At 73.3% G+C, this 14,259-nt stretch carries 11 protein-coding genes and 1 pseudogene; 4 read left to right on the top strand and 8 right to left on the bottom strand.

The features are described 5' to 3' along the window. Window positions 1-118: 118 nt before the first annotated feature. Window positions 119-757 carry an HD domain-containing protein gene (locus OG776_RS36760; protein WP_148014414.1) on the bottom strand — a complete coding sequence of 213 codons (639 nt, stop codon included), beginning with the start codon at window positions 755-757 and terminating at the stop codon, window positions 119-121. A gap of 136 nt (window positions 758-893) precedes the next feature. Here OG776_RS36760 and OG776_RS36755 point away from each other — a divergent pair, with 136 nt between their 5' ends. Both OG776_RS36755 and OG776_RS36750 read left to right on the top strand, forming a co-directional pair. Beyond that, window positions 894-1,859: a GlxA family transcriptional regulator gene (locus OG776_RS36755; RefSeq protein WP_148014415.1), complete on the top strand. Its 966-nt coding sequence runs from the start codon at window positions 894-896 to the stop codon at window positions 1,857-1,859. Between the two features lie 142 nt (window positions 1,860-2,001). Next, window positions 2,002-3,591 (top strand): alpha-amylase family glycosyl hydrolase, encoded by a 1,590-nt coding sequence (locus OG776_RS36750; RefSeq protein WP_329323248.1) that lies wholly within the window; start codon window positions 2,002-2,004, stop codon window positions 3,589-3,591. 90 nt (window positions 3,592-3,681) lie between these two features. Here OG776_RS36750 and OG776_RS36745 read toward each other — a convergent pair whose 3' ends face one another. From OG776_RS36745 to OG776_RS36730, 4 genes are all read right to left on the bottom strand, one after another. After that, window positions 3,682-4,920, bottom strand: a complete 1,239-nt coding sequence (locus OG776_RS36745; protein ID WP_148014499.1) for an RNA polymerase sigma factor — start codon at window positions 4,918-4,920, stop codon at window positions 3,682-3,684. A 29-nt stretch (window positions 4,921-4,949) separates the two neighbouring features. After that, window positions 4,950-5,291, bottom strand: a complete 342-nt coding sequence (locus OG776_RS36740; RefSeq protein WP_148014417.1) for a YciI family protein — start codon at window positions 5,289-5,291, stop codon at window positions 4,950-4,952. After that, window positions 5,288-6,037, bottom strand: a complete 750-nt coding sequence (locus OG776_RS36735; RefSeq protein ID WP_148014418.1) for a nuclear transport factor 2 family protein — start codon at window positions 6,035-6,037, stop codon at window positions 5,288-5,290. Before OG776_RS36735 ends, OG776_RS36740 begins: the two co-directional genes overlap by 4 nt. Before the next feature lie 159 nt (window positions 6,038-6,196). After that, window positions 6,197-7,420, bottom strand: coding sequence for a cytochrome P450 family protein (locus tag OG776_RS36730; protein WP_148014500.1), 1,224 nt, complete (start codon window positions 7,418-7,420; stop codon window positions 6,197-6,199). 496 nt (window positions 7,421-7,916) lie between these two features. Here OG776_RS36730 and rho point away from each other — a divergent pair, with 496 nt between their 5' ends. Then, the gene (rho, locus tag OG776_RS36725) at window positions 7,917-9,059 is read left to right on the top strand and encodes a transcription termination factor Rho (RefSeq protein ID WP_148014419.1); all 1,143 of its coding nucleotides are present in this window, start codon (window positions 7,917-7,919) and stop codon (window positions 9,057-9,059) included. A 100-nt stretch (window positions 9,060-9,159) separates the two neighbouring features. Further along, a pseudogene (locus OG776_RS36720) lies at window positions 9,160-10,008 on the top strand (D-alanyl-D-alanine carboxypeptidase family protein); the annotation flags it as partial. Between the two features lie 62 nt (window positions 10,009-10,070). On the opposite strand, the gene OG776_RS36715 reads toward OG776_RS36720, so the two are convergent. The 3 genes from OG776_RS36715 to OG776_RS36705 all read right to left on the bottom strand — a co-directional run bounded on the left by OG776_RS36715 (window position 10,071) and on the right by OG776_RS36705 (window position 14,017). Then, window positions 10,071-11,462 carry a glycosyltransferase 87 family protein gene (locus tag OG776_RS36715; protein WP_329323245.1) on the bottom strand — a complete coding sequence of 464 codons (1,392 nt, stop codon included), beginning with the start codon at window positions 11,460-11,462 and terminating at the stop codon, window positions 10,071-10,073. Next, window positions 11,459-12,868, bottom strand: coding sequence for a polyprenol phosphomannose-dependent alpha 1,6 mannosyltransferase MptB (gene mptB / locus OG776_RS36710; protein WP_148014421.1), 1,410 nt, complete (start codon window positions 12,866-12,868; stop codon window positions 11,459-11,461). Before mptB ends, OG776_RS36715 begins: the two co-directional genes overlap by 4 nt. 207 nt (window positions 12,869-13,075) lie before the next feature. After that, the gene (locus tag OG776_RS36705; RefSeq protein WP_148014422.1) at window positions 13,076-14,017 is read right to left on the bottom strand and encodes a glutaminase; all 942 of its coding nucleotides are present in this window, start codon (window positions 14,015-14,017) and stop codon (window positions 13,076-13,078) included. Window positions 14,018-14,259: the final 242 nt, after the last annotated feature.

Here is a 14,259-nt window from a genome sequence, read left to right as displayed (position 1 = left end):
GCCGGCCGCCTTCGACGCCCGCGCCACGTTTCGGGTGCGAGCGCTTTCGGGCCCGGTCGGACGCGGCCGGGCCCGCGTCGTCGCTTCGCCACCTTCCCGCATTCCTCCCTCCCACTTCTCACTTCGGCCAGGGCGCGTCCATGATCCGCTCGACCATGGTCGTGCGACGGAAACCGGGGACGAAGTGTTCCAGCACGTCGGAGTTCACGGTTCCGTACGTGGTGTCGGGGCGATTCCTGAGGCCGTCGACGAATGCCCGCAGGAATTCCGTCTTGAATTCCCCGCGCGGGTGGGCCGCGACGATCTCCTCCACCTCTCCGCCGTCGAGTCCGTCCAGCCCCCAGCCGAGCACGTCGGTGAGCACGCCGAAGTTCATGGAAGCCGTCTCCGGGCCCATCCGGCCGGGAATCCCCGGTGTCGTGTGCAGGGCGATCGTGGTCCAGACGATCTCGGCCGCACCGGCGGAGAACCCACGGTCGAGCAGGAACTTCCGCGCGTGGTCGGCGCCGTCCAGTTCGAAACGCTGTTCCTCGTCGGAGAAGGGGGTCGAAAGGCCCGTGTCGTGAAACATCGCGGAGATGTAGAGGAGTTCCGGATCGGGCTGGAGGCCGAGCTTCCGCGCGTGCAGGGAGGCGAAGAGAAAGACCCGCCGGGAGTGATGGAAAAGGAGCGGCCCCGTCGTCTCCCGGAGGAATCGGGTGGCTTCGGCGACCGCCGCGGTCTCGGGAATTTCCACCTCTGCGATGATGTCGTTCATGATGTCCACGCTTTCCGATGTGGTGAGTGACGAGGAGCGGGTTTCTCCGCTCCCCACGGTGCCGACCACATGACCTCGGCCGCCGCATCGGGACGGCCATGAACCACTCGATTCCAGACACCTGAGGAACGGGACCGTGAGCCTCGCCCCGCACCGCGTCGTGATCCTCGTCTACGACGGGGTCAAACTGCTGGACGTCGCCGGCCCCGCGGAGGTGTTCGCGGAAGCGAACAGACTGGGGACCGACTACCGGATCACCCTGCTGTCGACGACCGGTGCCGACGTCGCGTCCTCGATCGGGATCCGGGTCGCCGTCGACGGGGACCCCACCTCCGAGCCTGCCCCCGACACGTTCGTGATGCCAGGCGGGGACATCTATCCGCGCACGCCCGTCACCCGGGATCTGGTCCGGGCCGCGGGGGATCTGGCGGGCCGGTCCGGGCGGGTGGCGTCCGTCTGCACGGGCGCGTTCGTCCTCGGTGCCGCCGGTCTCCTGGACGGCAAGCGCGCGACCACCCATTGGAAGGTCGCGGGGGAACTGGCCGCCCGGCACCCGAAGGCCCGCGTCGAACCCGACTCCATCCACGTCCGCGACGGCACCACGTACACCTCGGCGGGCGTCAGCGCCGGCATCGACCTGGCGCTCGCCCTCGTCGAGGAGGACCACGGCCCGGACCTGAGCCGGGACGTCGCCCGCGCCCTGGTGGTGTATCTGCAGCGAGCCGGCGGCCAGTCACAGTTCTCCGCACCCCTCCAGGGCCCGCCTCCCCGGTCCCCGGCCCTGCGGGGCGTCGTCGACCGGGTGAAGGGGGATCCCGCCGGGAACCACTCCCCCGACGAACTCGCCCGGCACCTCCATCTCAGCCCCCGTCATCTGACCCGGCTGTTCCGTGAGGAGATGTCCACGACACCGGCCCGGTACGTCGAGTCGATCCGGTTCGACATCGCGAAGGCGCTGCTCGACCAGGGGCACACCGCGACGCGGGCCGCGGCACTGGCCGGATTCCCCAGCTACGAGAGTCTGCGGCGGGTGTTCGCCCGGGAGTTGTCCATCAGCCCCGCCGCCTACCAGCGCCGCTTCGGCTCCGCCCGCCGTCCGTGACCGGCGGTGTCCGGGGCCGCCCGGACGGTTCCGGGCACGCGCGTGGAGCCCCGGAACGCACCTGCCTCGTCCGGGGCCGTGGGTCCAGTTCGGATCACCGTGGGGCAGCGCGCGGCCGGGAGGCTGACCTAAGGTCCCCTTCATGACTTCGTTCCGTCCCGCCCCCGGCTGGCTGGCCGACGCCGTCTTCTACCAGATCGACCCGCAGTCCTTCGCCGACTCGAACGGCGACGGCATCGGTGACTTCGACGGGATCACCGAGCGCCTCGACCACCTCGCGTGGCTGGGCGTCAACACCGTGTGGCTCAACCCCTGCTTCGTGTCGCCGTTCCGTGACGCCGGATACGACGTCTCCGACTACCTGGCCGTGGCCCCTCGCCACGGCTCCGCCGAGGACCTCGCCCGACTGGTGGACGAGGCGGGCCGCCGCGGCATCCGGGTCCTGCTGGACCTGGTGGCCGGTCACACCTCCGACGCGCACCCGTGGTTCACGGCCTCCGCCGACGACCCGGCCGACGACCGTTACATCTGGGCTCCCGAGGGCCACCCGGACGGCTTCGTCCCCTCCCCCGGCACCCGCCCGGGCGCGTACCTCCCCAACTTCTTCGCCTTCCAGCCCGCCCTCAACTTCGGCTACGCGCGCGACGATCCGGCGGAGCCCTGGCGCGGCCCGGTCGATGCCGAGGGCCCGCGCGCCAACCGCGCGGCCCTGCGCGCGATCATGGACCACTGGCTGGGCCTCGGTCTGTCCGGCTTCCGGGTGGACATGGCCGCCTCGCTCGTCAAGGACGATCCCGGGAAGCGCGAGACCGCCGCCGTCTGGGGCGAGTTGCGCCACTGGCTGGACGGCGCGCATCCGGACGCCGTGCTGCTCTCGGAGTGGGGTGAGCCGGAGGTGTCCGTCCCGGCGGGCTTCCACGCGGACTTCTTCCTGCAGTTCGGCGGCGACACGGACGGTCTCGCGCTGCGGTCACTGTGGAGCAACGACTCCGGGACGGTCAACACGGCCTGGGATCCGCTCGACTGCTTCTTCGACCCCAGCGGTCTGGGGTCGCCCGAGCCCTTCGTCGACGCCTGGCGGCGGGCGTCCGGCGCGCTCGGCGCGAACGGATTCATCTCGCTGCCGACCGCCAATCACGACTTCTCCCGCCTCAACTGCGGTCCCCGCACGGCGGAGCAGCTTCCGGTCGCCTTCGCCTTCCAGCTCACCTGGCCGACCCTCCCCGCGATCTACTACGGCGACGAGATCGGTATGCGCTACATCCCGGATCTGCCCGACAAGGAGGGGAGTGTGCTCGGCCCGCGCTACAACCGCGCGGGTTCACGCACCCCGATGCAGTGGGACGACGGCCCCAACTCCGGCTTCTCCAAGGCTCCGGCGGACCGTCTCTACCTCCCCCTCGATCCGTCGCCGAACCGCCCCACCGTCGCCGCGCAGCGCGCCGACGAGACCTCGCTCCTGCACCTGGTACGCCGTCTCGTCGCCCTGCGTGCCGCCACACCGGAACTCGGTCCTGGCGGCTCCGTGGAGGTGCTGCACTCCGGATATCCCTTCGTCCATCTGCGCGGCGGCCGCTACCTCGTCGTCCTCAACCCTTCGCGCGGCGGGGCGCGTTGCCGGATCGACGGCGTCCGGGGCGCACGCCCGCTGGAATCGGCGGGCGTCCGCCTCGACGGCTCTGCGGTCACCGCCGACGGGTTCGGGTACGGGATCTTCGCACTCGACGGCTGAGCCGCGGACGGCCCGGCCGGGACCCGAGGCGGGGTGACCCGGCCGGGCTCGGGTCGGCGCCCGCCGTCCTCCCGCGGCGGCGGGCCGCGCCTACGCTGAACGGCACTCCGCGAGGCGCTTCTCCAGGAAGCGGCGCTCGGCCGCGTTCGCGACCAGCTCCAGCGCCCTGCCGTACGCCTCGGCCGCCTCCGCCGCGCGTCCCGTCCTGCGCAGCAGATCCGCGCGGGTGGCGGCGAGCAGATGGTAGCCGTCCAGCTCGCCGGTCCCCTCCAGTTCCGCCACCAGCGCCAGCCCCGCCGCCGGGCCCTCGGCCATGCCCACCGCCACCGCGCGGTTGAGCCGTACCACCGCAGAGGGCACCAGCCGCGCCAACTCCCCGTACAGTCCGGCGATGTCGGCCCAGTCCGTCTCCGCGGCCGTCGCCGCGGTGGTGTGGCACGCGGCGATGGCGGCCTGGATCTGATAGGGCCCCGGCCGTCCGCGGCGCAGAGCGGTCTCCAGCAGGGCGGCTCCCTCGTCGATCGCGGCCCGGTCCCACGCCGTGCGGTCCTGGTCCTCCAGTGTCACCAGCTCGCCGGCCGTGTCCACCCGGGTCGCCCGGCGGGAGTCGTGCAGCAGCAACAGGGCGAGCAGTCCGAGCACTTCGGGTTCGTCGGGCATCAGCAGGGCCAGCACCCGGGCGAGCCGGATCGCCTCCGCGCACAGGCGGGTACGCACCAGGTCCGCGCCGGACGTGGCGGCGTACCCCTCGTTGAAGAGCAGGTAGACCACGCCGAGGACGCCGGTGGTGCGCTCGGGCAGCAGATGGGCGGGCGGGACGCGGTACGGGATACCGGCGTTGCGGATCTTCCGCTTGGCCCGCACCAGCCGCTGCGCCATCGTCGCCTCGGGGACGAGGAAGGAGCGGGCGATCTCGGATGTGGTCAGCCCGGCCAGCGTCCGCAGGGTGAGGGCCACCCGCGCCTCGATCGGCAGCGCGGGGTGGCAGCAGGTGAAGATCAGCCGCAGCCGGTCGTCCGCCACCCCGCCGTCCTCTTCGTGGTCCGGGTCGTACGGTCCCTCGTCGCGCGCGAGCACGGCCACCTCCCGAAACTTCTCCGCCCCCACCGCCTCCCGGCGCAGCACGTCCAGGGCGCGGTGGCGCGCGGTCGTGGTCAGCCAGGCCCCGGGGCGGCGCGGAATCCCGTCGCGCCGCCACCGGTCCAGGGCCTGGGCGAAGGCGTCCTGCGCGCACTCCTCGGCGAGGTCCCAGTCGCCGGTCACCCGGATCAGGGTGGCGACGACCTGGCCCCATTCCTCGCGGAAGGCGGTGGCGACCGCCTCCTCCACGCCTCCCGTCGCCGGGTTCCGGTTCCCGTTCACTCCCAGACCGGCCGTACCTCCACCGATCCGCCGGCCAGCGCCGCCGGATGACGGGACGCGAGCGCGATGGCCTCGTCGAGGTCGGCCACCTCGATGATGTCGATGCCCGCGACGTACTCCTTCGACTCGATGAACGGCCCGTCGCTGAGCAGGACCTCGTCGCCCTGGACGCGGACGGTGGTGGCGTCGGTGGAGGGCCGCAGCCGCGCTCCGCCCTTGACCAGGTCGCGGCGGCGCACCTCCTCGATGTACGAGGTGAAGCGGGGGTCGTCGGCGATCTCCTCGGGGCTCAGCTCCTCACCACCGACGGGGGTGCAGATGAACAGGACGTACTTCATGACCGGCCCTCCTCGTTCCTGGTGACGGCGGACGCGTCGTTCGCGGCCGACGTGTGCTGGTGGACGATCAGCCAGCGGTCGCCGGCCAGCCGGTAGCCGGTGGTCACCCGCTCCGTGGTGTCCAGTTTCCCGCCGTCGGTGAGCGCGGCGCGCGTCCGGACGAGCGCGTGGCCGAACGCGATGCTCTCGTCGACCCTGAGGCGCAGGTCGAGCACCTCCCGCTCGACCGGTCCGGCCGCCGCCGAGCAGCGCAGCTCCGCGGCCTTGCGCAGGGCCGCGACACCACGCTGTCCGGCGCCTCCGGCGGGCGGGAACACCTCGGCGTCCGGCGCGTAGCAGGCCATCGCCCGGTCGACGTCGTGGTCCCGGACGGCGGCGGTCAGTTCCGCTTCGAGCCGGCGGATCCCGCCCTCGGCGTCCTCGTCCTCCCAGAACGCGCGGACCTCCATCGCCCCGACGGACGCGACGGGGTGCCTGGCGGCCGCTTCGACGGCCTCCTCCAGGGTGGCGCATTCGAGGATGTCGTACCCGGCGACGTACTCCTTGGTCTCCGCGAAGGGTCCGTCGGTGCGCAGCACCTCGCCGTCGCGTACCCGTACGGTGACCGCGTCCGCGGGCAGCCGCAGGCGGTGGCCGTGGAGTCGTACGCCGCGTTCGGCGCTCAGCTCCTCGACCCAGGGTTCGACAGGGGCCATCGCGGAGGCGTCGGCGGTGTCGTCACCGCAGACCAGCAGCATGTACTTCATGGTTCCTCCCGGTGCTCAAGAGCTTCCTACACCCCACCGACGAACGGGAGCGCGCCGGATCGACAGACTCCGCACGGTGACTTTCTCGGGGCGGGCCGTTCTCGTCGTACGGGGGCGGCGCGCGCCGGTGGCCCGACCGGCCGCGGGAGGGCCGCCCGGTCAGCCGCGGGAGTCCGTGAGCCGCACCGGGAGTTCCCGCACGCTGTTGCCGACGAAGCTGTCGTGGCGGACGAGGTCGTCCTCGGCGAGAACCGTGTCGAGGTCCGGGAAGCGGGTGAACAGCCGTTCCAGGGCGATGGTCGCCTCCATGCGGGCGAGCGGGGCGCCCAGGCAGTAGTGGGCGCCGTGCCCGAGGGAGAGATGACGGACGGCGTCCGGCCGGGCGGGCCGGGTGACGTCGAAGCGGTGGGCGTCCGGACCGTGCACCGCCCGGTCCCGGCCCGCCGCCGAGTACCCGGCGAGCACGGGGGTGCCCCGGGGGATCACCGTGCCGTCGACGGTGAGGTCCCGGACCGGATACCGGAAGGGGAAGAAGCTGACCGGCGCGTCCCAGCGCAGGGTCTCCTCGACCACGTCGGCCCAGCTCGCCCCGCCCCCGAGGACCGTCCGCAGCTGGTCCCGGTGGGCGCACAGCGCGCGTACGGCGTTGGTGAGGAGGTTGAGCGTGGTCTCGTGCCCGGCGATGATCATCAGCAGCAGGGTGCCGATGAGTTCCTCCTGGCCGAGCCGGTCGCCGTCCTCGTCGCGGGCCGCGATCAGCGCGCTGGTGAGGTCGTCGCCCGGCCGCTCGACCCGGGCGGCGGCCACGGCCGTGAGCACGGCGACCAGTTCACGGTTGGCGGCGAGTGCCTTCTCGGGGCCGATGTCGGTGGCGACGACCTGGTTGGACAGGTGGTGCAGCCGTTCGCGGTACTCGGCGTCGACGCCCAGCAGTTCACCGATGACGCCCATCGGCAGCGGCATCGCGAAGTGCCCGCGCAGATCGGCGACACCGCCGTCCCGGCCCGCCGCGCGGGCCAGACCGTCCAGTAGTTCGTCCGTCAGCTCTTCGATTCCGGGCCGCAGTTCGGCCACCCGGCGGGCGGTGAACGCCTTGCTCACCAGGGACCGCAGCCGCCGGTGGTCGGCCCCGTCCGCGGTCGTCATGCCGCGTACGGTGGCGAAGGTCGTGAGCGGCCAGCCCGGTGCGATCCTGCCCTCCCGCAGGGCGGTGAAGTGCGCGGGCCCCTTGGCGACTTCGGGGTGCGCGAGGAAGTCCTTCAGTGCCTCGTGCCCGAGCACCGCCATGCCGTCCACCTCGCCGGGCAGCACGACGGCCGCGACGGAACCCTCTTCCAGGAGCCGCGCGTTGTCGGCGTGCGGGCAACCGCCCGCCGGGTACATGCGGTGCGGCGTGCGGGGCGGGATGTCCACCGGTTCTCCTGACCACGACGGGGGAACGGATCTCGTACGGCGTGCTGCTCCTCGCCGATCGTACGGTCGGCGCGGGGCGCCCGAGGGCCGGTCGCGCGGCTCGCGCCGCGGGACGGGTCCCACACCTCCGCCGCCCGCCCGGCAGCCCGGCACCGGAAGCCGGGCCGACCCGCGGCAGGGCGCCCCGGGACATGTCTCACGGTGCCGTTCGGCGGTCAGGTGGTACAGTGCATGCAGCACCTGTGTACGCCCCGTCTCGGGCGCCGGTGCCGAATCTCCTTCTTCTCGCTGACCCGCCCGTCGTGCGCGACCGGCCGTCGGCTCCCCGGTACCACCTTCGGAGCACACCCAGACATGGCGCTCCGGTGGTCTCCTCCGCCGTACGGAGGCGTGAGCACGCCGCCTCCCCCGGCACCTCCCCCTTCCTCACGACCTCATGGACCCGTCCTCGAAAGGACCCCCACACATGACCACCACACTCGAACACCCTCCCGTACGGCAGCAACAGCCCGTCCGCGTCCTCGGTGTCCTCGACATCACGCCGGGAGGCCAGGGACACCTGCGGGCCGCCGGCAGCTGCCTGCCCACGTCGGCCGACATCCAGGTGTCCGCCGCGCTGATCCGCCGTCACGGCCTGCGCAGGGGCGACACCGTCGAAGGCGTACGCGGCGGCTCCCGCGCCCTCACCGAGATCGAACGGATCAACGGCCGGGCGCCCGGGGAACTCCACCGCCGCCCCCGCTTCCACGACCTCACCCCGCTGCACCCCCGCGACCGGCTCCGGCTGGAACACCCGGCCGCCGGCCTGGCCGGACGCCTCATGGACCTCGTCTCGCCGGTCGGCAAGGGGCAGCGCGGGCTGATCGTCGCCCCGCCGAAGACCGGCAAGACGGTGCTGCTCCAGCAGATCGCCGCCGCCGTCGCGGGCAACCATCCCGAATGCCGCCTGATGGTGCTCCTGCTCGACGAGCGGCCCGAGGAAGTGACCGACATGCGGCGCTCGGTCCGCGGCGAGGTCTACGCCTCGACCTTCGACCAGACACCGAAACAGCACATCGCGCTCGCGGAGCTGGTCGTCGAACGCGCCAAACGGCTCGTCGAACAGGGCGAGGACGTCGTCATCCTGATGGACTCCCTCACCCGGCTGTGCCGGGCCCACAACAACGCGGCCGCCGCCGGGGGCCGCACCCTCAGCGGAGGCGTCGACGCGGCCGCCCTGCACGGTCCCAAGAAGCTCTTCGGCGCCGCGCGCCTCGCCGAGGAGGGCGGTTCGCTCACCATCCTGGCCACCGCGCTGGTCGAGACCGGCTCCCGCGCCGACGACTTCTTCTTCGAGGAGCTCAAGGGCACGGGCAACATGGAGCTCCGTCTCGACCGCCTGACGGCCTCCCGGCGCGTCTTCCCCGCCGTCGACGTCACCCCGTCCGGCACCCGCCGCGAGGAACTCCTGCTGACCGAGGAGGAGTTGTCAGCCGTCCGCGGACTGCGACGCGCCCTGGGGACCCGGGACCCGCAGGCCGCCCTGGAGACCCTTCTGGAGCGGATGCGCGCCACCCCGGACAACGCGGCCTTCCTGCGCCGGATCCAGCCCACGCTGCGCACGGCCTGACCCCCTTACGGACCCCTCCGCTTGCGGCATCCGGGTACTCGATCCGGCCGCTCGGGCCCGGCGTCCCCGCACGGAGCGACTCCGTTCCTACGTTTGCGATATGACTATCGGATACGCACCCTGGGCTGCGGTTTCTCGCGCCGCCATCTCCTGCTCCGTCGTGTGCGTGGTCGGCGCGCTGGCCCTCGCCCCGAGCCCCGCCCTGGCACGCTCGGACTCCGGCCAGAGCCCCGCCCCGGTCTCTCTGCGCCCCAGTCCCGCCACACCGCAGACGCTCCAGGACCCCGGCACCCGCGTACTGCCACGGGCCGGGGCGCCCGCGGTCCCCGACGTCTCCGCGCTCTCGTGGCTGGTGGCCGACGCCCGGACCGGTGACGTGCTCGCGGCTCACGACGCGCATCGCAAGCTCGCCCCCGCCAGCACCCTCAAGACCCTGTTCGCGCTCACCGTGCTCCCGTCCCTGCCCGGCACCGTCAAGCACACCGTCACCGGGGCGGAGTTGCAGGGCATCGGGGAGGGCAGCAGCGTGGTGGGCGTCACCGCCGGCCGCTCCTACCGGGTGGCCGACCTGTGGCGCGGCGTCTTCCTCCACTCCGGCAACGACGCCGTGCACGTGCTGGCCTCGATGAACGGCGGCTGGCGGAAGACCGCCGACCAGATGCAGGCCAAGGCCCGCGAACTGGGCGCCCTCGACACCCATGTCGTCTCGCCCGACGGCTACGACACGCCCGGCCAGGTCTCGTCGGCGTACGACCTCGCGGTCTTCGGACGGGCCGGGCTCAACAACCCCGAGTTCGCCCGGTACTGCTCCACCGCCGAGGCGACCTTCCCCGGCGCCGACTTCCCGTACCGGATCGAGAACACCAACCGGCTGCTGACCGGCGCCGACGGCGTCGAGCCGTACCCGGGGCTGATCGGGGTCAAGAACGGCTACACCACCCAGGCGGGCAACACGCTCGTCGCCGCCGCGCGCCACGGCGGCCGCACCCTCGTGGTGACCCTGATGAACCCTCAGGCGGGCGGCGGGTTGACGGTGTACGAGGAGGCGCGGGCGCTGCTCGACTGGGGGTTCGCCTCCGCCGGGCACGTCGATCCCGTCGGGACGATCCTGGCGGCCCGGTCGGGTCCGGTCCCGGGGCCCAGTTCCGTGCCCAAGTCCCCGATCCTGCCGGAGAACGACGGCGCCGACGTCGGCTGGCCGGAGACCGCCGGGATCATGGCCGCGGCCGGACTGGGCGCGGGCGGCCTGGCCCTGGCCCTGCGGCTCAAGAACGGGCGGACCGGCCGCGGCTGACCCACCGGCAGCCACAGCAGCAGTCCCAGCGTGATCCACGTGTAGGCGTTGCTGCCGAGGAACCCGTCGAGTCCGGAGGCGTCGTCGAACCACAGCCACACCACGCTGCTGCACAGCACCGCGTAGAGCACGGCCGCAAGCCGCGTACGGTGCCGGTGCAGCAGCACGGCGAAGGACGGCAGCAGCCAGACGAGATGGTGCACCCAGGTGATCGGGCTGACCAGGCAGGCGGCGAGTCCGGTGAGGGCGAACGCGCCCGACCAGTCCTCGTCCGCCACGGCCCGCACACTCCGCCACGCCCACACGCTCAGGGCCAGCAGGACGGCCGTCGCCCAGGCGGCGCGGTTCGGTTCGCCCGGAGCCGCGAGCCGGGCCAGGACGCCCTGGAGCGACTGGTTGGAGACGTAGTCGAGCCGTCCGATGCGGCCGGTGTTCCACAGCGCCTCGGTCCAGTACACGCGCGACGGCCCCGGCGCCGCCCACACCGCCAGGGCGGTGGCGCCCGCGGTGACCGCCGTCGCCACGCCCGCCGCCCGCCAGCGCCGCGCGAGCAGCAGCAGACCGATGAAGATCGCGGGGGTGAGCTTGACGGCCGCGGCCAGTCCGATGCCCACGCCCGCCCGGCGGCCCCGGCCGGTGGACAGCAGCCAGGCGTCGCTCAGCACGAGGGCCAGCAGCAGCAGGTTCACCTGCCCGAAGCTGAAGGTGTCGCGGACGGGCTCGAACAGGGCGAGCGCGCAGGCGGCGAGGGCGAAGCCGAACCAGCCGTGACGGCGCAGCGACGGCCCCACGAGGATCCACACCACGGCGCCGAGCGCCACGAGGTTGAGCAGCAGGGCGAGCGCGATCGCCGTGCTCTCGCCCACCAGCGCCATCGGCAGCATGGCGAGGGCCGCGAACGGCGGATATGTGAAGCCGTACGTCGTCCCGGGGAGCAGGTAGTCGTAGATGCCGCCGCCGTGGTGGGTCCAGGCGTCGACGGTGCCGTAGTACACCCGCAGGTCGAACCAGTCCCTGAGCAACGGCACGGTGGCGGTGAACACGGCCACGGCGACGGCGAGTGCGCCGACGAGGACCAGCCGTCGGCCGCGGGTTCGCGGCGCTCTCACGCGGTTCCTCCCAGCATCGGGGGCCGCGGCTCCGTGACGGCCGCCTGCCGGGCCTGCCAGAGGACGACGAGCGCCAGCGCGCCGCCGGAGACGGCCAGGACCACCTGACCGACGTCCGCGGGCGCACCGCTCGGCAGCACGGCGAGCGCGAGCACTCCGCTGACGGCGGCGACACGGTGGCGCACCGAACCGCTCGGCGCCGCCGCGGCGATGAGGAACAGGCCCCACAGGGCGTACCAGGGGCGGATCGCCGGGCCGAACACGGCGACCGCGCCCAGGCTGAGCCCCAGCGCGTAGATGGGGCCCGGTCGCAGGCGCAGCCAGATGAACAGCACGACGAGCACGGTCACGACCAGTCCGGTCGCGTGCCAGACGGGCAGGGCGAGCGGCGCGAGGCCGCTGCCGAGATCCTTGAGCACGGCGGCGGTGCCCCGGCCGAGCAGGCTGGTGAGCGACCAGTTGTGCGGGGAGACCGGGGTCTTCAGGGCCGCTATCCACCCGTAGCCGGTCCCCGCCACGGCGGTGGCCGCGACGGTGGTGGCGAGCGCGACGCCCGCGGTGGTCAGGACGGTCCGTACCGCGCCGGGTCGGCCCCGCAACGCCACGACCGCCAGCAGGCCTAGCGCGGCGGGCGCCTTGACCAGGGCGGCGAGGGTGATGAGGACGATGCCCGCGATGTGCCACCGGCCGCGCGCGGCGACCAGGCCCACCCCGAGCAGCCCGAGCATGATGGCGTCGTTGTGCGCGCCGGCCACCAGATGCAGCAGGACGAGCGGGTTGAGCGCGCCGAGCCACAGCGCCGCGGCCGGATCTGCACCGCTGTGCCGGGCCAGCCGGGGCAGCGCCGCCGCCATCAGCGCGACGCCGAGCAGCGCGACCAGGCGCATGCCGAGCAGCCCGGCCGGTATCTCGCCGCGGGTCAGGCCGGACAGCGCGGAGGCGACGGCGAGGAAGACCGGCCCGTACGGGGTGGTGGTCTGCTGCCAGACCGGTGCCACCTCGTCGGCGAGCGGGCCGCCGAGCTGTGCGGGTCCGTGGGCGTAGACGTCGATGTGCGCGTCGACCATGGCGCCCTGGGCGAGATAGCTGTACACGTCCCGGCTGAACAGCGGCGGGGCGAGCAGCAGGGGGGCCGCCCAGGCGGCCAGCACCATCAACAGGGCGCGTGGGGTGGGTGGTTCGGGCCCTCGTACGACCGTGCCGAGCAGGGCCCACGCGGCGATCAGCAGGACGACGCCGAAGTACACGCCCACCAGCCCGAGCACCGCGCGGCTCGAACCGGGGGCGAGGAGATCGTGGGCGGGCAGGGCGCCGGCCGTCTCACCGCCCAGGGCGAGGAAGGCGGTGCCGGCCAGGCCGAGAGCCTGGCAGCGGCGGAGATCGACGGGGTAAGCCTTGGCCAACACTTGGAAAGCGTGTCAAGGACGGGTGGCCGGAAAGCGACGTGGTGCCCTCCGAGCGGGGGCGGTCGAGTTACCTCCGCGTGGCGTGCGGGGGCGTCGGCGCTCGTCGCGGGCCTCCCGGGGCTCTCGGGGCTCTCGGGGCGTGCCCGGCGTGCCGTGTCGCGTGGGACGGTGCCCCGGGACGTGTCGCGTGGGACGGTGCCCCGGGACTCAGAACACCGAGAGGCCGGTCAGGGTGGTGAAGCGGTCCAGGGCCGCGACCCCGGCGACCGAGTTCCCCCGCTCGTCCAGGCCGGGGCTCCAGACGCACAGCGTGCAGCGGCCCGGGACCACGGCGATGATGCCGCCGCCGACGCCGCTCTTGCCGGGCAGCCCGACCCGGTAGGCGAAGTCGCCGGCCGCGTCGTAGGTGCCGCAGGTGAGCATCACCGCGTTCACCTGCTTGGCCTGACTGCGCGTCAGCAGCCGGGTTCCGTCGGCCCGGACGCCGTGCCGGGCCAGGAAGCCGGTGGCGAGCGCGAGGTCGGCGCAGGACGCCTCGATGGAGCACTGGCGGAAGTACTGGTCGAGGAGGACCGGCACCGGGTTGTCGATGTTGCCGTACGACGCCATGAAATGGCCGAGGGCCGCGTTGCGGTCGCCGTTGCGGGCCTCCGAGGCGGCCACTTCCTGGTCGAAGGTGACGGCGGCGTTGCCGCTCTCGGCACGCAGGAACCCGACCAGGGCGGCCGCGGCGTCGCCGGTACGGGTCTGCAGCCGGTCGGTGACGACGAGGGCCCCGGCGTTGATGAAGGGGTTGCGCGGGATGCCGTTCTCGTACTCCAGCTGCACCAGCGAGTTGAAGGGGTTGCCCGAGGGCTCCCGTCCCACGTGCTCCCACAGCTCGTCGCCCTCGCGGGCCAGGTCGAGGGCGAGGGTGAAGACCTTGGTGATGGACTGGGTGGAGAACGGCCGGCGCCAGTCGCCGACGCCGTACACCGTGCCGTCGAGTTCCGCGAGGGCCATACCGAAGTGTCGGGGGTCGCAGGCGGCCAGCGCCGGGATGTAGTCCGCGGGCCGGCCGCGGCCGGGGGTCTGGGCGATCTCGGTGGCGATGCGTTCCAGGACCGGCAGGAACGTCGGGGACGACAGCGACGCGGACATGATCACCATTGTGCCGTCCGGGCGGTCCGGGTGCGCGCCGGTCCCGTCCGCACGGCGGGCCGCCGGCCGGTCGTGAGTCCGCCCTGACCGGGGGGGCGTCGGGCGGCCGTGGGCCCGGACCACCGGGGGCCGCCGGCCGGTCGTGAGCCCGTACTGACCAGGGGCCGCTGGGCGTGAGCGTTCCCGTCCCCCCGGGGGCCGCGCGCGGCCGGTCGGGCGATCGGGCGATCGGGCGATCGGGAGGCACCGAC

Origin of the sequence: Streptomyces sp. NBC_01689, from assembly GCF_036250675.1 — a bacterium.
GTDB lineage: Bacteria > Actinomycetota > Actinomycetes > Streptomycetales > Streptomycetaceae > Streptomyces.
The sequence above is the reverse complement of the archived record's forward strand: the minus strand, read 5'-3'. Positions and strand labels throughout refer to the sequence as shown.